Origin of the sequence: Arthrobacter sp. U41 (assembly GCF_007679325.1) — a bacterium.
In the GTDB taxonomy this organism is placed as follows: Bacteria; Actinomycetota; Actinomycetes; order Actinomycetales; family Micrococcaceae; genus Arthrobacter.
Genome location: NZ_VEGI01000007.1, coordinates 199,101 through 216,696 on the forward strand (window position 1 = coordinate 199,101; position 17,596 = coordinate 216,696).

Here is a 17,596-nt window from a genome sequence, read left to right on the forward strand (position 1 = left end):
CCCGGCTACAGCCCCAGCGCCTCACGGACGTCAGCCAGGACGGCGTCCAGCGCGGCGCGCGCCTCGTGCCGAGCCTCCGGCAGTTCGGCGGCCGAGCCGACGTTGCGGATGACCTCGAGGTAGCACTTGAGCTTGGGCTCGGTTCCGCTGGGACGGATGATGATGCGGCTGCCGTCTTTCGTGAGGTACAGCAGGCCGTCGGTGGGCGGCAACTGGGCGCTGCCCACGGCGAGGTCCGTGGCGGTTTCCACGGCGGAGCCGCCAAAGGATTCCGGCGGGCTGACGCGCAGCCGGTTCATCATGGCGTCCAGCAGGCCCAGGTCAGCGACCCGGATGCTGAGTTGGTCACTCGCATGCAGTCCGTGAACCAGGTACAGCTCGTCGAGGGTGTCGAAGATCGTTTTGCCCCCGGCTTTGGCCGCTGCCGCGCATTCCGCGATCAGCACGGCGGCGGAGATCCCGTCCTTGTCCCGGACCAGGGAGGGGGCCACACAGTAACCCAGCGCCTCCTCGTAGCCGTAGAGCAGCCCGGGAACACGGGCGATCCACTTGAAGCCGGTGAGGGTTTCCTCATGGGCATAGCCCGCCGCCGCAGCGATCCGCGCCAGCAGCCGCGAGGACACGATGGAATTCGCGAACACGCCGGCTGTGTTTTCTCCGGCGGTGCCGGTGCCGCCGGCCGCCAGCCGCGCCACGATGTGCGCGCCCAGTAGGGCGCCCACCTCGTCGCCGCGCAGCATGCGCCAGGCGCCGGTGTCCGGATCCTTCGCGGCCACCGCGGCGCGGTCGGCGTCGGGGTCGTTGGCGATCACGATGTCAGCGTCCACGCGGACGGCGGTTTCGAGGGCCAGGTCCAGGGCCCCGGGCTCTTCCGGGTTCGGGAAGGCCACCGTGGGGAAGTCGGGGTCCGGTTCGGCCTGTTCGCTCACCAACGTGACGTCGGCAAAGCCGGCGGCGTTGAGCACCGCCACTGCGGTCCCGCCGCCCACGCCGTGCATGGGGGTCAGGACGATTTTGAGGTCGCGGGCCGGGAAGTGCTCCGGGACGGCCAGCGCCGCGATGGCGGCCTGATACTCGGCCGCGATGGACGGATCCAGGGTGGTCCACCCCTCCGTGGCCAGGGCGATGCCGGACAGCTCGCCGGCGGCTTCGATCCTGGCGGCGATCAGGGCGTCGTACGGCGCCACGATCTGCGCGCCGCATCCGCTCTCCTCGACGGCGTGCCGGCCCAGGTAGACCTTGTAGCCGTTGTCCTGGGGCGGGTTGTGGCTGGCCGTGACCATCACGCCGCCGTCGCACTCCAGCGCCCGCACGGCGTAGGCGAGCAGCGGTGTGGGCAAAGCGGACGGCATCAGGAACGTCTCGACGCCGGCGGCGGTGAGGATCGCGGCGGTTTCTTCCGCAAAGATGTCCGAGTTGTAGCGGGCATCGAAGCCGACGACGGCGCGCGGCCGGGTTCCGGGGGCGGCTTGGGCGACGGCGTCCGTCAGGAAGGCGGTGAACCCGGCGGCGGCGCGGCGCACCACCGCGCGGTTCATCCGGTTGGGGCCCGGGCCGAGCGCGGCCCGGAGGCCTGCGGTACCGAACTGCAGGGTTCCGCTGAAGCTGTCGGTGAGCTCCTGGCGGGCCGCGGCGGAGCCGCCGTCGGCCAGCCGGACCAACTCGGTCAGGGTGGCGGCGGTGGCGGGATCCGGGTCCTGGGCGGCCCAGGCGCGGGCTTCGCTCAGCAGGCGGGTGAGTTCGGCATCAGAAGACGTCATAGGAACCAAACTAGCGCCAAACGGCGTGGATGCCTTCCTCGACAAGCGAGAGTGCGCCTTACAGATCGATCACGGATGCCCTAACCGGTGGCCCTTGACAGCCAATTTTCCGGACACGTAACGTCTGGAATATGAAGATGGGCCGTGGAGTGGAATGGGCGGTGCACAGCTGCGTCAATATGGCGTGGACACCGGCCGGCGAGGCAGTCAACAGCGCCCGGCTGGCGGAGTACTACAAGCTTCCGGGCCCCTACCTCAACAAACAGCTCCAGGCGCTGGTCCGCGCAGGGATCCTCGACTCCGTCTCCGGCCCGCGCGGAGGGTTCCACCTGGCGCGCAGGCCGGAAAGCGTCACCGTCCTGGACATTGTGCTGGCCCTGGAGGGCCCGGACCCGGTGTTCCGCTGCGATGGCATCCTGGCCGGCGTCCCCGACGCCGACACGGAGCAGAACTTCGTCCGCACCTGCCTGATCTCCCAAGCCATGCGCCAGGCCGAGCTCGCCTGGCGGCAGGCACTGGCCCGGCAGACCATTGCCGGGATCGCGGACTCGATGGAACGGCGCTTCCCGGAGGACAAGGAGAAGGCAGTGCGCTACCTGGTGCCCGGGACCTGAGCCCGGAGCCAGGCCGTCAGAGCCTGGCGCTTAGAGCCGGGTCCTTAGCGCCAGGACACCGGCGCCAGGCCACCAGAGCCTGGCCTTTAGAGCTTTGCGATGATGTCCGCGAGCAGGCGGGAGATGCGCGGGCCTGCAGCCTGGCCGGCCTCGAGGACTTCCTCGTGGCTCAGCGGTACGGGGCTGATGCCGGCGGCGAGGTTGGTCACCAGCGAGATGCCGAAGACCTCCATGCCCGCGTGGCGGCCGGCGATGGCCTCAAGCGCGGTGGACATGCCCACCAGGTCCGCGCCGATCCGCTTGGCGTACTGCACCTCGGCGGGGGTTTCGTAGTGCGGGCCGGTGAACTGGGCGTAGACACCCTCATCCAGCGAGGGGTCGACTTCGCGGGCCAACCCGCGGATGCGCGGGGAGTACAGGTCGGTAAGGTCCACAAACGTGGCGCCTTCGAGCGGTGAGGTGGCGGTGAGGTTGAGGTGGTCGCTGATCAGCACGGGCGTGCCGGGTGTCCAGTTCTCGTTGAGGCCTCCGCACCCGTTGGTCAGGACCAGGGTCTTGCAGCCGGCGGCCGCGGCGGTGCGCACACCATGGACAACGGCGCGGACTCCCTTGCCCTCGTAGTAGTGGGTGCGCGCGCCAAGGACCAGGGCGCGTTTGCCCTCCTTGGTCAGCACGGAGCGGATGGTGCCGACGTGGCCCACCACCGAGGGGGAGGAGAAGCCGGGGACTTCATCCGCGGAGAGGGTGGCGGTGGTCTCGCCGATGAGTTCGGCGGCGTCGCCCCAGCCCGAGCCGAGCACCAGGGCGACGTCGTGTGCGTCTACGCCCGTCTCTTCGGCAATGTAGTCGGCGGCGGCGCGGGCGGCGTCGAAGGGGTCTGTGTTCAGGAATTCTGTTGTACTCACCGGTACAAGTTATCCTGCCCGCGGCGTGCTGCCCAGCACCCTGCCGGGCCCCGCGTCCGGCGCCCTCTCACCGCGGTGCGCGGCGCCCTCCCGCCGCGGCGCCCGTGCCGGGCTTGCCCCGGATTCTTGGTGGTGCCGGTCCGGATGGTGGACAATGGCTGATTGTGACTACGCATCCCGATTTCAGCTCGCCCCGCATCGCAATCCTCGGCGGAGGGCCCGGCGGCTACGAAGCCGCCATGGTCGCCGCCTCCGCCGGCGCGAAGGTCACCATCATCGAACGCGCGGGCCTCGGCGGCTCGGCGGTGCTGACCGACGTCGTGCCGTCCAAGACGCTGATTGCGACGGCGGACCTGATGACCCGCGTCGGCGAGGCCGGTGAGCTCGGCGTCAAGTTCGATCTCGACGGCGGCGACTGCACCCCGACGATGCGCGCGGACCTCAAGCACATCAACGACCGGCTGCTGCGGCTGGCCCGTCAGCAGTCCAACGACATCCAGAAGGGCCTGGAGAACCAGGACGTCCGGATCATGATCGGCTCCGGCAGGATGCTGGACAACCACACCATCGAGGTCCTCACGGTCGACGGCACCGAGATCATCGAGGCGGACGCGATCCTGCTGGCCGTCGGCGCCCACCCGCGTGAGCTGCCCACCGCCCGCCCGGACGGCGAGCGGATCCTGAACTGGGCGCAGATCTACAACCTGGACGAACTCCCCGAGGACCTGATTGTGGTCGGCTCCGGCGTGACCGGCGCCGAGTTCGCCTCCGCCTACAACGGCCTTGGTTCCAAGGTCACCCTGATTTCCAGCCGCGACCGCGTGCTGCCCGGTTCCGATACCGACGCCGCCGAGGTCCTGGAGGGCGTCTTCGAACGCCGCGGCGTCAAGGTCCTTTCCCGGGCCCGGGCCGAGACCGTGGAGCGCACCGGCGACGGCGTCATCGTCACCCTGGGCGACGGCTCCCAGGTCACCGGCAGCCACTGCCTGGTCGCCGTCGGGTCCATCCCCAACACCGCCGGGATCGGCCTCGAGGAGGCCGGTGTGGCGCTCACCGAGAGCGGGCACATCAAGGTCGACGGCGTCTCCCGCACCACCGCCCCCAACATATACGCCGCCGGCGACTGCACCGGCGTGCTGGCGCTTGCCTCCGTGGCCGCCATGCAGGGCCGGATCGCGATCGCCCACTTCCTGGGCGACAGCGTCACCCCGCTGAAGCTGCACCAGGTAGCGTCCAACATCTTCACCTCGCCCGAGATCGCCAACGTGGGCGTTTCCGAGGCGGAGATCGAGTCCGGCAAGTACCAGGCCGACGTCGTGAAGCTCTCGCTGCGCAGCAACGCCCGCGCCAAAATGCGCAACCACCGGGACGGCTTCATCAAGATCTTCGCCCGCAAGGGTTCCGGCACCGTGATCGGCGGCGTTGTGGTGGGACCGAACGCGTCCGAGCTGATCTTCGCGATCTCCCTCGCGGTCACCCAGAAACTGCACGTCGACGACGTCGCCAGCACCTTTACGGTGTACCCCTCGCTGAGCGGCTCCATCTCCGAAGCGGCCCGGCGCCTGCACGTCCACATGTAGCCTGCAGCGCGGGCAGATCAGGGCGAATCACCGTGAGGCAATCGCCCTGATCTGCCTCCAGCGCACGTATACCGCAGGCTCCGGGTACTCCGCCTACTGGGTTTTCGTGGACTTCACGCACTGGCCCTGGTTGCTGAAGGCTGGGCTGAATGTCTTCCACCCGGCGTCCTTGCAGTCGCCGGCCGTCAAGGGCGCCACCGCTTTCTCACCGGTCCGCTGGTCCCAGGCCGACATGCCGTTGTTCGCCGAACTCAGGGCAGTCATGGACGGGTAGCGGTCTGCGCTGGTGTTGGCGAAGACCACAAAACCCCACTCGCTCGGCTTCGAGGCATCGCCGCGCTGGTTGCCGGTGAAGGTGAAGTTGGCGTTATCGATCAGGAAATCGCCCTTGGTGTTGTAGACCGTGTTGCCCTCGATGAGGCCGCTGCCGTTCGGGTTCAGATATGCCCCGCTGCGCAGCGAGTGGAAGGTGTTCCCGCTCAGTGTCAGGTTAGTGATGTTGCCCTGGGTGACAACGGCCCGGTTTCCGGTCCAGCCGCTCATCGGCAATGCCTGGGCGGGGCCGTGGATGGTGTTGCCGGAGATGGTGACGTCTGCAGCGCCCACCTGGACGAATTCCCTTGCGTAGGGCACGTCGCTCGTGATCGTCAGGCCGGTCAGGCTGGACCCGGCTGCGGCCATCAGGATGGTGATGGCGTTCGAGGTCTGCGTCAGGGCGGCTCCGGAGGTGCCGGTGACCGTGACGGCCTTGTTCACGGTGGTGGTGCCGGAGACCGCCAGGTCGCCCTCTACCCTGATGGTATCCCCGGGCTGGGACGCGTCCACTGCTGATTGAAGGGACGTGAAGCTGCACCCCTCGGCGCACACGGAATGGAGTGCCGCGGCGGAGGCCGCAGGCGCAGCGATGCCGGCGCCCGCGAAGCCGGCAGCAAGAAGCACAGCAAGGAATGGCTTTTTCAAAAGTGTCCCCCAGAACTTGGAATGGGCGGAAGCCGCTCTCGGCCCCGCGTCCCTGCCGCGCGGATCCACAAGGACCGGAGCGACAGGACGTCAGGCAACCATAAAACATCGAACGGCGTGCCGCTGTGCTGCCGACTACTCGTTTTCCCCCCGCCCACTACTTGGTCTTGCCCCACCGGCGGCGTCACGGGGCCCGGGGACGTTCGGCCCTAGCCCTTCGGCGGCCGGTCCGGACACCATGAACCATGGCCAACATCTATATCCCGTACGGGACCGTCGAAGGACAGACTGCCCAGATCGCGGAGTACATTGCCGAACTGATCCGGGCCCACGGCCACCTCGCTGACGCGGTGGATCTCAAGGGCTCCGGCGACACCCTCCCGGACGGCTACGACGGCGTCATCGTCGCGGCGTCCGTGCACATGGGCAAACACGAAGGCCACGTCACGGACTTTGTGAAGAAGAACCGCGGAGAGCTCGAACGGCTCCAGTCGGCTTTGGTGTCGGTCAGCCTGGCCGCCCATGGGGACGAGGCCGAGGCCGAGGGCTACGTGGAGAAGTTCGAAGAGGAAACGGGCTGGCGGCCGGCGCACGTCGGGCTGTTCGCCGGTGCCCTGCTCTACACCCACTACGGGTTCATCAAAAAGCACGTTATGAAGAAGATCGCCGGCGACAAGGGCTCCCTGGACACGGACACCTCCCGTGACTACGTCTACACCGAATGGGACGGCGTCCAGCGTTTCACCGAGGACTTCCTGGCGCGCCTGGCGGCCCCGTCGGGTCCGGCTTGAGGCGTCGGACCGCGCGGAGGGCGTCGGCTCAGGCTCAGGGTGTCGGCTCAGACCAGGCGTACGGCGGAACCGTATCCCCGGCGCTGACGGGCTCGAACCAGTGCTCGACACCCAACACGTCGGCGTCGTCCTCCAGAACGTCGAGGTTGTCCGAGTACAGTGCCTGGCTGTCCGCGTCCTCCAGCAGGACTTCCTCGACCTGCTCCCGCCAGTCGTCCGGGAGGTCGAGTTCGTAGATATCCTCGGTGATCTCCGCCTGATCGAGCAGGCAACGGACGGCGAGTTCACCGGCGAGGCACCCCGGCGCGGTCCAGCCCCGGACCAAGGCCGCCGTGACGTCGGCGGCGACGACGATGAACTTCTGGGTGAATTTTGCGTCGTAGCTGGCGGCGAACTGGGGCGGCAGCGAGGACAGCACCGAGGTCCCGGCGATGTCTGACGGGGTGACCCCGTCGAGACTGCTCAGCGTTCCCAGATCGCGGAAGAGCTGGTCGATCAGGATGCTTGACGAGTTCCACAGGAGCCCTGCCAGCAGCCGGGTCTGGCTCACGGCTTGTTGACGGTCTTCCGGCGAAACGGCGGCCATTTCGTCCAGGTCCTCCGGCTCGAACTGGAGCCGCTGCTCCGGAGTCATGTCATCCGGGTGCGGGTCGAGGCCCAGCAGTTCCAGGCTCAGCCCGGTCAGCTTCGCGGCGTCAGCCAATAGCTCTTCGGTGATGTCGTCGTCGTCGGCGCTCATGGCCCCGATGCTACCCGCCATGGGCGCGTGGCCCGATTCCTGTGACGCGCTGATGTCCGGCCGTTCCTACGCAGCTGCCGCCCGCTGGTTCCCCGGCGACGTGCTGCCGCTCGCCATCCGGGCGGAGACAAGGTAGCTGATCCCCGCAATCAGCGGAACCACGCTTGCCGCGGCGAGCGATGAAACCCCGCCCAACCTTCCGATGACCGTGATGAGCAGCGGCAAAACACCCAGGGCCACGAGCAGCCAGCCGCCCAGGGCCGCGCGCTGCAGGCCGAGCACGGCGGCCGGGAACGCCAGGGCGACGACGCTGACGGCGATGACGGGTCCGTTTTCGCTGAGGAACTCGCGCAGGGCCGCCGGATCGAAGGCCAGCCACACGCATGCGGCGATGAACGCTGAAGCGAGGGCTAGCAGCAGGGGAGCGGTGGGCGCCGGCCAGAACCAGGCCGCGACGGCGAGGACGAGCATCGGCACAACCCACACGAGAGTCATCAGCAGCCCGGCATTTCCGCCCGGATCCTGCAGGGCGTAGCCGGCAATGAAGATGGACGCGAGGACCGTGAACACGGCCATAACGGCCGCCCCCGTTCGTTGCAGCGCCGCGGCCCGCTGCTGGGGCTCCTTCTCACGCGTCATAAACATTACGACGGCGACCACGGCGATCGCGCCGACAGCCAGAATGACCGGGACGTTCATGGGATACCTCCTGCGGATGAACCGAACCTAGTTTCCATGCACGGGTTCAGTACACGCCGGGGCAGAGGGACTGGCAAGGGGAGAAGGGCCCGTTACTTCAGCGCGAGTCCGTGTTCCGCAAGCGCCTGCTCCAGGATCCGCAGTGCTTTGGGCCCCACGCCATGCAACCCGGCCAGCTCGGACCGCGGGACGCCGGCAAGCTCGCTTAGCGATACATAGCCGGCACCGTTCAGGGCACGCGTGGCGGGCGCTCCGATCTTGGGGAGGGCGTCCAGCGGGGTTGTCATGCGTCGACCATAGGCCGACTTTGCACTGAGAACCAGTGTGGCGGTTTCGGCACACTGCGGCTGCGAGAGGCGTTACCCCGGCCAAGCGGTGGGGAGCCGGTGCCTGCCGGGGATGTTTAGGGCAGACTGGTGCCGTGAGCGGAATCCGGTGGGTGCTGCACGTCGATCTCGACCAGTTCATCGCGGCTGTCGAAGTGCTCCGGCGGCCGGAGCTTGCGGGCAAACCGATCATTGTCGGCGGCAGGGGTGACCCCACGGAACGGGCCGTGGTGTCCACCGCATCCTACGAAGCCAGAGCGTTCGGCGTGGGTTCCGGGATGCCCCTACGCATTGCGGCCCGGAAGGTGCCCGACGCTGTGATCCTGCCCGTCGACCACGAGGCTTACCTCGCGGCGTCGGAGACGGTGATGGCTACCCTGCGCGCGCAGCCCGGCGCCACCGTGCAGGTGCTGGGTTGGGATGAAGCATTTGTGGGTATTGAAACAGAGAATCCGGAAGCCTACGCCCGGCAGGTGCAGGCCGCTGTCCTGGAGCGGACGCAGCTGCATTGCAGCGTGGGCATCGGTGACACCCTGGTCCGGGCCAAGGTGGCCACCGGTTTCGGCAAGCCGGCCGGCGTCTTCCGGCTCACCTCCGGGAACTGGCTCGACGTTATGGGCAGTCTGCCCACCAAGGACCTGTGGGGCGTCGGAACCAAGGTGTCGGGCCGGCTGGCCACACTCGGCATCAACACCGTCGCCGAGCTCGCCGCGGCCGACCCCCAGGACCTGGTCCCGGAGTTCGGCCCCAGGATGGGTCCCTGGTACGCGGAGCTGGGGCGCGGTGACGGCTCCAGCGTTGTGGACGACACCCCGTGGGTTGCCCGCGGTCACAGCCGGGAGACCACCTTCCAGCGCGACCTGACCGAGCCCGCCCAGGTGGACGACGCCGTGAGGGATCTGACCGCGCGTGTCCTTGAGGATGTTGTGGCCGAAGGACGGCCCGTGATTGGGCTGACCCTCAAGGTGCGGTACGCGCCGTTCTTCACCAAAACCCACGCGAGGAAGATTCCCGAGACCTTCGACCGGAACGAAATCCTCGCGCGGGCCCTGGACCTCGCAGCCGGAATCGAAGCGGGCCGTCCGATCCGGCTCCTGGGCCTGCGGGCCGAAATGGCCATGCCCGACGACGCGCGCAAGGGACATACGCCGACCCGCGGCAGGTGGTGACGGCTTCCACGGTGGGCTGCGGGATTCGGCGCAGGGGGAGACTGGGGTAGAGGTTACCGGGGCTGATGCCAGCGCCGGGCCGGTGTCAGGCTGCGGCCCCCTGAAAGTGTTTTTCGATGATCCCCTTGATGTCGTCATGGCAGCCGCCGCACCCCGTCCCGGCACGGGTGGCTCCGGAAACCTCGGCCACCGTCCCGCAGCCACCGGAAACGGCGGACGCAATGGCGGTCCCGCTCACCCCGGCGCACCGGCACACCGTGCGCCCGGGGTCGGCCGCGCCGGACGCCGCCGCCTGGTCCGGGCCGTCCAATCGCAGCAGCAGCGACCGGTCCGCCGGGAGCTCCGCGCCGCGCTCGAACAGCTGCACCAGCTCGGCCGCCGAGCGGGGCATGCCCACGGCCACCAGGCCTTCGAGCACCCCGGCGCGGGTGGTCATCTTCACGTAGCGGCCGTGCTCGGGATCGGCCCACTGGGCGATCTGCAGCCGCGGGCGGCCGTCCGCGGCCCCCGCAGACAGCACCTCCTCGTCCCACGGCTCCGCGGCAACATCCCCGGCCACGGCCATGTTCATGCCGCGGGCCTTGAGCACAATAACGCCCGGCAGTTCCGCCGGCAGTGCCGGCAGCAGCTCAGCCTCCGGAGATCCGGCGGCCAGCAGCGTGAGGTATTCGGCGAGCCATTCGGCCTGCCGCCAGCCCGGGCCCACCAGCCCGGACGGACCGCGCGCGGTGCGGCATTCGACGCAGTCCGGGTCGGGGCAGCGCACTTCCGCGCAGTCGCCGATCGCGAAGATGTGCGGTTCGTGGTGCGCCCGGAGCTTGTGGTCCACCAGGATTCCGGCGGCCGTCGAGAGCCCGCAGCCTTCCGCGAGTTCGGTCCTCGGCCGGACGCCGCAGGAGAGCACCAGCAGGTCGCCGTCAATGGCGGACCCGTCATCGAGCAGCAGCGCCGAGAAACCGCCGTCGGGCGCTTTGTGTTCGACGCCGGTGGAGCGGGCGTTGCCGGCCACCCGGACACCGCAGTTCCGCAGGGACGCGGCAAGCACCGCGCCGCCGCCGCGGTCGATGTTGCGGCCCAGCGGGTGCGGGCCGTTGTGCACCACGGTCACCGTGGCGCCTTCCTCGGCGGCGGCGAGGGCCGTCTCCAGGCCCAGCACGCCGCCGCCGAGGACCACCACGCGCTTGCCGCCGGCCACCGCGGTCTGCAGCACCGCGGCGTCGCGCAGGTCCCGGAGCGCAGTCACGCCGGCCGGCAGCACCGGCGCCGCCGGGTCGGGGTTGAGCCCGGTGAGGTTGGGGATCACCGGGCGGGAGCCGGTGGCGAAGACCAGCCGGTCGTACCCGGGGGAGGTGCCGTCGCTGAGGATCAGCTGCTGCCGGGCGCGGTCCACGCGGCGGACACGGACGCCCAGCCGGACGTCGACGCCGTCGGCGATCAGGGCGGCGGCGTCGGACAAGGCCAGGGCCGACGCCGTGGTCCGGCCGACCCCGAGGTCCGCCACGAGGACACGGTTGTACGCGGCCTCGGCCTCCTCGCCGATGACCGTCAGGCGGGCGAGTCCGTTGCGGACCGCCGGCAGCAGCTCGTCGACCAGCCGCGCGGCCACCGGACCGAAGCCCACAACAACAATGCGCTCTGTCATGACGCACCTTCCTTCTGCAGTTCACCGGCGCGGAGAGTGGCGGCGCCGGGCTTGACCCAGACCTGGCTGAACTTGAACTCCGGCATCCCGGAAATGGGATCCGTGGCTGCTTCCGTGAGGCGGTTGGCGCTCTGGAGTTCCGGGAAGTGGAACGGCAGGAACACCGTTTCGGGCCGGATGTCCGTGCTCAGTTCGGCGCGGCAGGAGACCTCGCCGCGCCCGTTGGAAATCGAGACGACGTCGCCGTCGGCGATGCCTTGGGCGGCGGCGGCCGCCGGGTGGATCTGCAGCCTCGCTTCCGGCTGGGCCGCGGCCAGCGCGGCCACCCGGCGGGTCTGCGCCCCGGACTGGTAGTGCTCCATGAGGCGCCCGGTGACCAGCGTCATTGCCGTTCCGGCGCCGTCCGCTCCGAGGCCGTCCGCTCCAACACGTCCAGCGCCGGTCCGGTCCGCGGACGCGGTGCCGGACGCCGAAGAGGACATACGACGGCGGGGTGTCACCGGAGTGAATACGGCCCGCCCGTCCGCGTGGGCGAAGGAGTCCAGGAACAGCCGCGGAGTCCCGGTGCTGCCGGCGGGGTAGGGCCAGTAGGCCGCTTCGCCCCGGTCCAGCATGGCGTAGTCGATCCCGGAGTAGTCGGCCAGGCCGCCTTGGGACGCCAGGCGGAGCTCCTCGAACACGGTCTCCGGGTCCTCGCTGAAGGTGGAGGGGGCGTCCAGGGCTTCGGCCAGCCGGGTCATGATCCACAACTCGCTGCGCACCCCGGGCGGGGGAGCGAGGGCCCGGCGGCGGCGGAGGACGCGGCCCTCGAGGTTGGTCAGGGTGCCTTCCTCCTCGGCCCACTGGGTGACCGGCAGGATGAGGTCGGCCTCGGCGGCGGTCTCGGAGAGGAAGAAGTCGCAGACCACCAGGAAGTCCAGGTTCCGCAGGCCGGCGATCACGGCGTTGGCGTCCGGCGCGGAAACCGCCACGTTGGCGCCGTGCACGAAGAGGCAGCGGACGCCGTCGGGCTGTCCCAGGGACTTCAGCAGCTGTACGGCGGGCAGGCCCGGGCCGGGGATGAGCGCTTCAGGGACGCCCCACACGGCGGCCATGTGGGCGCGGGCGGCGGGGTCGGTGATCTTGCGGTAGCCGGGGAGCTGGTCTGCTTTCTGGCCGTGTTCGCGGCCGCCCTGGCCGTTGCCCTGGCCGGTGAGCGTGCCGTAGCCGCTGCGTGCGGCGCCGGGGAGGCCCAGCAGCAGGGCGAGGTTGATGGCGGCGGTGGCGGTGTCCGTGCCGTCGACGTGCTGTTCCACGCCGCGGCCCGTGAGAATGTAGCTGCCGCCCCGGCGGGAGCCGTCGGCCAGCCGGCGGGCGGTGTCGCGGATCAGCCCCGCCGGGACGCCGGTGAGGGACTGTACGCGCTCGGGCCAGTAGGAGGCCACGCTGCGGACCAGGGCGTCGTAACCTGCCGTGCGGGCAGCGATGTAGCCGGCGTCGGCGAGGCCCTCGTGGATCACCACGTGGGCGAGACCCAGCAGCAGGGCGAGGTCGGTGCCGGGCAGCGGCTGCAGGTGCAGGCCGCCGCCGTCGGAGGTGAACGCGGCGGTGGCGGAGCGGCGGGGGTCCACCACAATCAGGCCCCCGGCGTCGCGGGCGCCCTGCAGGTGCTGGACGAAGGGCGGCATGGTCTCGGCGACGTTGGAGCCGAGCATCAGGATGGTGCTGGCGGAATCGAGGTCCTCCAGCGGGAAGGGCAGGCCGCGGTCCAGGCCGAACGCGCGCATCCCGGCCGCGGCGGCGGAGGACATGCAGAACCGGCCGTTGTAGTCGATCCGTGACGTGCCAAGCGCCAGCCGGGCGAACTTGCCCAGCTGGTACGCCTTCTCGTTGGTCAGCCCGCCGCCGCCGAAGACTCCGACGGCGTCCGCTCCGTACCGGGCACGGGTTGCCTTCACCGCGGCCGTGATGCGGTCCAGGGCCTCATCCCAGCCGATCGGGCGGTGGACGCCGTCGGCGCCCCGGAGCAGCGGTTCGGTGACGCGGCCGGGGTGGTTCAGCAGCGACGCCGAGGTCCAGCCCTTGCGGCACAGGCCGCCGCGGTTGGTGGGGAAGTCGCGTCCGGCCATGTCGAGGAGGGGTGCGGCCCGCTGCTCCCGCACGGGGTCTGACCCCGGCTGTGAAGCCGGGGTCACTCCTTTTGCGGCCGGGGCCGCCGGGGTGCTCAGCGTCATGGCGCACTGCAGGGCGCAGTAGGGGCAGTGCGTGGCGGCGCCGTTGGTCATGTTAGACGTGTCCCATCGCGTTTCGGTTGGCGTTGCGGATGTAGCAGAACCAGCAGACGGCCAGCATCACCACGTACGCGCCGACGAAGCCGTAGAACGCCGGGGTGTAGGAGCCGCTGGCGCTGTTGGAGGCGTTGAGGACCTGCGGGATGACAAACCCGCCGTACGCGCCGATGGCCGAGATCAGGCCGAGGGCCGAGGAGGCCAGGCGCTGGGTGGTGACGGTGCTGGCGCCTGACTTTGCGGCCCGGCTGGAGGTGGCGAAAATGATGGGGATCATCCGGTACGTGGCCCCGTTTCCGAAGCCGCTGGCCGTGAAGAGCAGCAGGAACAGGCCCAGGAAGAGCCAGAAGTCCTTCAGCGGCAGGGTCCAGACCATGGTCAGGGTGATGACGGCCATCGCGGCGAAGGCTGCGACGGTCATCCGGGCGCCGCCCATGCGGTCCGCCATGCGTCCGCCGTAGGGGCGGGCCAGCGAGCCGACCAGCGGGCCGAGGAAGGCGAGGGACAGCGCCACGGTGCCGACTTCGATGGAGGAGAACGCCGGGAAGTAGTCCTTGATGAGCTTGGGGAACACACCGGCGAAGCCGATGAACGAGCCGAAGGTGCCGATATACAGCAGCGCCATGATCCACAGGTGCGGTTCCTTGAGCGCGGCGAGCGAGCCGGCGACGTCGCCCTTGGCGCTGGTGAGGTTGTCCATGTACTTCCAGGCGCCGAAGGCGGCGACCAGGATGAGGGGGACCCACATCCAGCCGGCCATCGGCAGGTTCACGGTTCCGGCGGCGAGGAGCGTGATGGCAATCGGGACGGCAAGCTGTGCGACGGCGGCACCGAGGTTTCCGCCGGCGGCGTTCAGTCCCAGCGCCCAGCCCTTCTCGCGGGCGGGGTAGAAGAAGGTGATGTTGGCCATGGAGCTGGCGAAGTTGCCGCCGCCGAAGCCTGCCAGGGCCGCTACGAACAGCATGACGCCGAACGGGGTCCCGGGGTTGGAGACGCACAGGGCCAGCCCGATCGACGGGATGAGCAGCAGCAGGGCCGAAACGATTGTCCAGTTGCGGCCACCGAAGCGGGGGACCATAAAGGTGTAGGGGATCCGGAGGGTGGCGCCCACCAGGCTGGGCATGGAGATCAGCCAGAAGATTTCCGAGGTGGTGAAGGTAAAGCCGGCCGCAGGGAGCTGGACCACCACGATTGACCACAGCTGCCAGACCACGAAGCCCAGGAACTCGGCGAAGATGGACCAGTTCAGGTTGCGCCGGGCAATGGAGCGGCCCTGGGTCTCCCACTGTTCCTTGTTTTCCGCGTCCCAGTTGGCAATCCAGCGGCCGGGGCGGAATTCAAGGGCGGGGCCGCCGAGGGTGGTGCCAGCAGAAATGGAAGGGGAAATACCGGGGGAAACGCCGGTTGGGGCAGCTGCGGTGCGTTCAGCAGTCACGGGGACCTCCTTGGGGGTGTTGTCCTTCCAAGTTAGGGAGGCCGCGTTTCCGGGACCGTCGCTGTTTGTTAACGTGCTGTGACGTTTGCCTATCGGCGCGTTTGTGACGGGGTGAGGCCCGGAAGCGGGGCATAGTGTGATGACCACCACGTGAGACAACGCTCTATGTCCAAATAGTGGAACATTTGTCCATTGACTGGACGCCCGGAACTAATATGTAAGCATACGTATCCTCACCCGGGCGGCTTCAAGCAGCACCAGTCCGGTCTTCATGAAAGCGCTACTACATGTCATCCACTGCTACAACCACGGAGCATGGGTCCGCCAAACAGGTGAACTCGCGCGGCCGCGTCATCGTCGCCAGCCTGGTCGGCACTACCGTTGAGTTCTACGACTTCTACGTTTACGCCACCGCCGCTGTGCTCGTTTTCCCCCGGCTGTTCTTCCCCGGGCAGAATGAAACCACCCAGCTGCTGAGCTCGTTCGCAGTGTTCGGTGTCGCGTTCATCGCCCGTCCGCTCGGATCCATCGTTTTCGGTCACTTCGGTGACAAGTTCGGCCGCAAGGGCACCCTGGTGGCGTCGCTGCTGACCATGGGCATCGCCACCTTCCTTATCGGCTGCCTCCCGACGGCGCTCGTCCCGGGCTGGGAATTCTGGGCCCCGGCGCTGCTGGTCGTGATGCGCTTTGCCCAGGGCCTGGCCCTTGGCGGCGAATGGAGCGGCGCGGCCCTGCTGGCCACGGAGAACGCCCCGGCCAACAAGCGCGCCATCTACGGCACGTTCCCGCAGCTGGGTGCGCCGATCGGCTTCATCATTGCCAACGTGATCTTCCTGGTGTTCAGCTATGCGCTGTCGCCGGCGGCATTTATGGCATGGGGCTGGCGTGTGCCGTTCCTGCTCAGCGCCGTCATGGTCATCATCGGCCTCTACGTCCGGCTCAAGCTGATCGAGACCCCGGCCTTCACCAAGGTCATCGAATCCAACGAGGTCGCCAAGCTGCCGCTGGCCCGGGTCTTCAAGACCAGCTGGCGCCAGCTGATCCTGGGCACGTTCATCATGCTCGCCACGTACGTGCTGTTCTACCTGATGACCACCTTCACGCTGACCTACGGCACCCGCGCCTCCAGCCTGGATGCCGCCAAGGCCGCAGCGGAGAAGGCCGGCAAGCCGATGACCGAGGCCGCCGCGGCCGCGTTTGTCCCGGGTCTGGGCTACTCCCGCAACGACTTCCTCTGGATGCTGATTGCCGGCGTTGTGTTCTTCGGCATCTTCACCCTGGTCTCCGGGCCGCTGGCCGAAAAGTACGGACGCCGCAAGATGCTGATCGCCGTGACTTTCGGCATCTTCGCCTTCGGCCTGCTGTTCGTCCCGCTGTTCAGCGCGGGGTTCGTCGGCACGATGGCACTGCTGATCCTCGGCTTCTCCCTCATGGGGCTGACCTTCGGGCCCATGGGTGCGCTGCTGCCGGAGCTGTTCCCGACCAACGTCCGGTACACCGGCTCCGCGATCAGCTACAACTTCTCCAGCATCCTGGGCGCGGCCGTGGCCCCGTTCATCGCCGTCTGGCTCTGGGAAATGGCGAAGGGCAGCCCCATGCTGGTCGGTGTTTACCTCGCCTCCATGGCGGTGCTGACGCTGATCGCCCTGTTCGTGAGCAAGGAAACCCGCGACCTGGACTACACCAACAACGTAGCCTGACGCAGGTTCCCGGCCCGGGGCTGACGCTCCCGCCCGGTTGCTAACCGAAATGCCCGGTGTGTTCGCTGAACACGCCGGGCATTTCCGTGTCGGCGGACGCGTGCCGGAAAGCAACCGGGCAGGAACGTCGGCCGGCGGAGGGGCGACGGCGGGCCGGGGAGCCGGGGCGGCGGGGCGCGCCGGGGAGCCGGGGAGCCGGGGCGGCGGGGCGCGCCGGGGAGCCGGGGCGGCGGGGCGCGCCGGGGAGCCGGGGCGGCGGGGCCGGGTATGTCCGGGCTAGCCCGCGTAGCGCTCCACGAAGTTCCGGAGGATCTTCATCGGTTCCGTGGCGGAGAACCCGCGGGCGTCCTCCATCAGCATTTCGGCCGATTCGGGCGGGAAGTAGCCGGCATGGCGGTAGATGTCGATCCTGGTGATCAGCCCTTCGGCATCCAGCTCCGGGTGGAACTGGGTGGCGTACAGGTTGGTTTTGATCCGGAACATGTGCACGGGGCACGCGGCGGAACTCGCCAGGAGCACCGCATGCGGGGGCAGGAGCGTGCAGGCTTCCTTGTGGCCGGTGAAGGCCGTGAAGGTCTCTGGCAGCCCGCGCAGTAGCGGATCCACCAGACCTTCGTCGGTCAGTTTGATGGTTACACCGCCGAGGCCCTCGCCGTAGGTCCGGTCGATCACGGCCCCCTGGTGCCGGCCGAGCGTGCCCACCCCGTAGCAGGCGCCCAGGAACGGGAAGTCCCGGGCCACGATCCCGTCCAGGAGGGCGGCAAGCTCACGCTCCACCCGGTGCTGGACATCGCTTTTGTGCCGGGCGGGGTCGCTGGAGGTGAACGGGCTGCCGCCCACAATCACGCCCGAGTAGTCGGAGAGGTCCAGGTCCGGCAGCGGTCCCGCTTCCATCCGGATGCGCCGCAGCTGCGAGGGCTCGAGTCCGCAGTAGCGCAGGTAGGCCTCGTACTCGTTCTCGGCGGCGGCGTCCTCGGCCCGGGAGGCGAGGAGCAGGAATGGTTTCACA

At 69.0% G+C, this 17,596-nt stretch carries 15 protein-coding genes; 5 read left to right on the plus strand and 10 right to left on the minus strand.

Annotation, left to right across the window (positions count from 1 at the left end):
* Positions 1–5: 5 nt before the first annotated feature.
* A complete protein-coding gene (locus tag FS787_RS17410) occupies positions 6–1,760 on the minus strand; it encodes a phospho-sugar mutase (protein ID WP_144674413.1) in 1,755 nt (584 codons plus the stop codon).
* 137 nt (positions 1,761–1,897) lie between these two features.
* On the opposite strand from FS787_RS17410, the gene FS787_RS17415 reads away from it, so the two are divergent.
* Entirely contained in the window at positions 1,898–2,374 is a 477-nt protein-coding gene (locus FS787_RS17415; protein WP_260982626.1) for an Rrf2 family transcriptional regulator, read from the plus strand.
* Positions 2,375–2,460: 86 nt separating this feature from the next.
* On the opposite strand, the gene FS787_RS17420 is transcribed toward FS787_RS17415, so the two are convergent.
* Positions 2,461–3,279 (minus strand): purine-nucleoside phosphorylase, encoded by an 819-nt coding sequence (locus FS787_RS17420; protein ID WP_144674417.1) that lies wholly within the window; start codon positions 3,277–3,279, stop codon positions 2,461–2,463.
* Between the two features lie 164 nt (positions 3,280–3,443).
* Here FS787_RS17420 and FS787_RS17425 point away from each other — a divergent pair, with 164 nt between their 5' ends.
* A complete protein-coding gene (locus FS787_RS17425) occupies positions 3,444–4,859 on the plus strand; it encodes an NAD(P)H-quinone dehydrogenase (RefSeq protein WP_144674419.1) in 1,416 nt (471 codons plus the stop codon).
* Positions 4,860–4,952: 93 nt separating this feature from the next.
* Here the strand turns inward: FS787_RS17425 and FS787_RS17430 are convergent, their stop codons facing one another.
* Positions 4,953–5,798 (minus strand): right-handed parallel beta-helix repeat-containing protein, encoded by an 846-nt coding sequence (locus FS787_RS17430; protein ID WP_144674421.1) that lies wholly within the window; start codon positions 5,796–5,798, stop codon positions 4,953–4,955.
* Between the two features lie 266 nt (positions 5,799–6,064).
* On the opposite strand from FS787_RS17430, the gene FS787_RS17435 reads away from it, so the two are divergent.
* On the plus strand, positions 6,065–6,610 hold the full coding sequence (locus FS787_RS17435) for a flavodoxin domain-containing protein (protein ID WP_144674423.1): 546 nt from the start codon (positions 6,065–6,067) through the stop codon (positions 6,608–6,610).
* Between the two features lie 34 nt (positions 6,611–6,644).
* Here the strand turns inward: FS787_RS17435 and FS787_RS17440 are convergent, their stop codons facing one another.
* The 3 genes from FS787_RS17440 to FS787_RS17450 form a co-directional block, all read right to left on the minus strand.
* Positions 6,645–7,349, minus strand: coding sequence for a hypothetical protein (locus FS787_RS17440; RefSeq protein WP_144674425.1), 705 nt, complete (start codon positions 7,347–7,349; stop codon positions 6,645–6,647).
* 66 nt (positions 7,350–7,415) lie between these two features.
* Positions 7,416–8,048, minus strand: a complete 633-nt coding sequence (locus tag FS787_RS17445) for a hypothetical protein (protein ID WP_144674427.1) — start codon at positions 8,046–8,048, stop codon at positions 7,416–7,418.
* Positions 8,049–8,140: 92 nt separating this feature from the next.
* Entirely contained in the window at positions 8,141–8,335 is a 195-nt protein-coding gene (locus tag FS787_RS17450; protein ID WP_144674429.1) for a DNA-binding protein, read from the minus strand.
* 152 nt (positions 8,336–8,487) lie between these two features.
* Between FS787_RS17450 and FS787_RS17455 the strand changes: the two genes are divergently transcribed.
* Positions 8,488–9,543 (plus strand): DNA polymerase IV, encoded by a 1,056-nt coding sequence (locus FS787_RS17455; RefSeq protein ID WP_144674516.1) that lies wholly within the window; start codon positions 8,488–8,490, stop codon positions 9,541–9,543.
* 85 nt (positions 9,544–9,628) lie between these two features.
* Here the strand turns inward: FS787_RS17455 and FS787_RS17460 are convergent, their stop codons facing one another.
* From FS787_RS17460 to FS787_RS17470, 3 genes are read right to left on the minus strand one after another with little or no spacing between them, the layout of a single operon-like run.
* On the minus strand, positions 9,629–11,185 hold the full coding sequence (locus FS787_RS17460; protein ID WP_144674431.1) for an FAD-dependent oxidoreductase: 1,557 nt from the start codon (positions 11,183–11,185) through the stop codon (positions 9,629–9,631).
* Positions 11,182–13,449: a molybdopterin oxidoreductase family protein gene (locus FS787_RS17465; RefSeq protein ID WP_144674433.1), complete on the minus strand. Its 2,268-nt coding sequence runs from the start codon at positions 13,447–13,449 to the stop codon at positions 11,182–11,184. The genes FS787_RS17460 and FS787_RS17465 overlap by 4 nt, the downstream gene beginning before the upstream one ends.
* Position 13,450: 1 nt before the next feature.
* Positions 13,451–14,839: an MFS transporter gene (locus tag FS787_RS17470; protein WP_260982631.1), complete on the minus strand. Its 1,389-nt coding sequence runs from the start codon at positions 14,837–14,839 to the stop codon at positions 13,451–13,453.
* A 335-nt stretch (positions 14,840–15,174) separates the two neighbouring features.
* Between FS787_RS17470 and FS787_RS17475 the strand changes: the two genes are divergently transcribed.
* Positions 15,175–16,587, plus strand: a complete 1,413-nt coding sequence (locus tag FS787_RS17475; protein WP_144674437.1) for an MFS transporter — start codon at positions 15,175–15,177, stop codon at positions 16,585–16,587.
* A gap of 276 nt (positions 16,588–16,863) precedes the next feature.
* On the opposite strand, the gene FS787_RS17480 is transcribed toward FS787_RS17475, so the two are convergent.
* On the minus strand, positions 16,864–17,595 hold the full coding sequence (locus FS787_RS17480; RefSeq protein ID WP_144674439.1) for a glutamine amidotransferase: 732 nt from the start codon (positions 17,593–17,595) through the stop codon (positions 16,864–16,866).
* Position 17,596 lies beyond the last annotated feature (1 nt).

Excerpts from the sequence above, each read along its gene's own strand:
- FS787_RS17410 (WP_144674413.1), bottom strand. The coding sequence starts at position 1,760 with ATGACGTCTTCTGATGCCGAACTCACCCGCCTGCTGAGCGAAGCCCGC.
- FS787_RS17445 (WP_144674427.1), bottom strand. The coding sequence starts at position 8,048 with ATGAACGTCCCGGTCATTCTGGCTGTCGGCGCGATCGCCGTGGTCGCC.
- FS787_RS17415 (WP_260982626.1), top strand. The coding sequence starts at position 1,898 with ATGGGCCGTGGAGTGGAATGGGCGGTGCACAGCTGCGTCAATATGGCG.
- FS787_RS17435 (WP_144674423.1), top strand. The coding sequence starts at position 6,065 with ATGGCCAACATCTATATCCCGTACGGGACCGTCGAAGGACAGACTGCC.
- FS787_RS17450 (WP_144674429.1), bottom strand. The coding sequence starts at position 8,335 with ATGACAACCCCGCTGGACGCCCTCCCCAAGATCGGAGCGCCCGCCACG.
- FS787_RS17465 (WP_144674433.1), bottom strand. The coding sequence starts at position 13,449 with ATGACCAACGGCGCCGCCACGCACTGCCCCTACTGCGCCCTGCAGTGC.
- FS787_RS17440 (WP_144674425.1), bottom strand. The coding sequence starts at position 7,349 with ATGAGCGCCGACGACGACGACATCACCGAAGAGCTATTGGCTGACGCC.
- FS787_RS17460 (WP_144674431.1), bottom strand. The coding sequence starts at position 11,185 with ATGACAGAGCGCATTGTTGTTGTGGGCTTCGGTCCGGTGGCCGCGCGG.
- FS787_RS17475 (WP_144674437.1), top strand. The coding sequence starts at position 15,175 with ATGTCATCCACTGCTACAACCACGGAGCATGGGTCCGCCAAACAGGTG.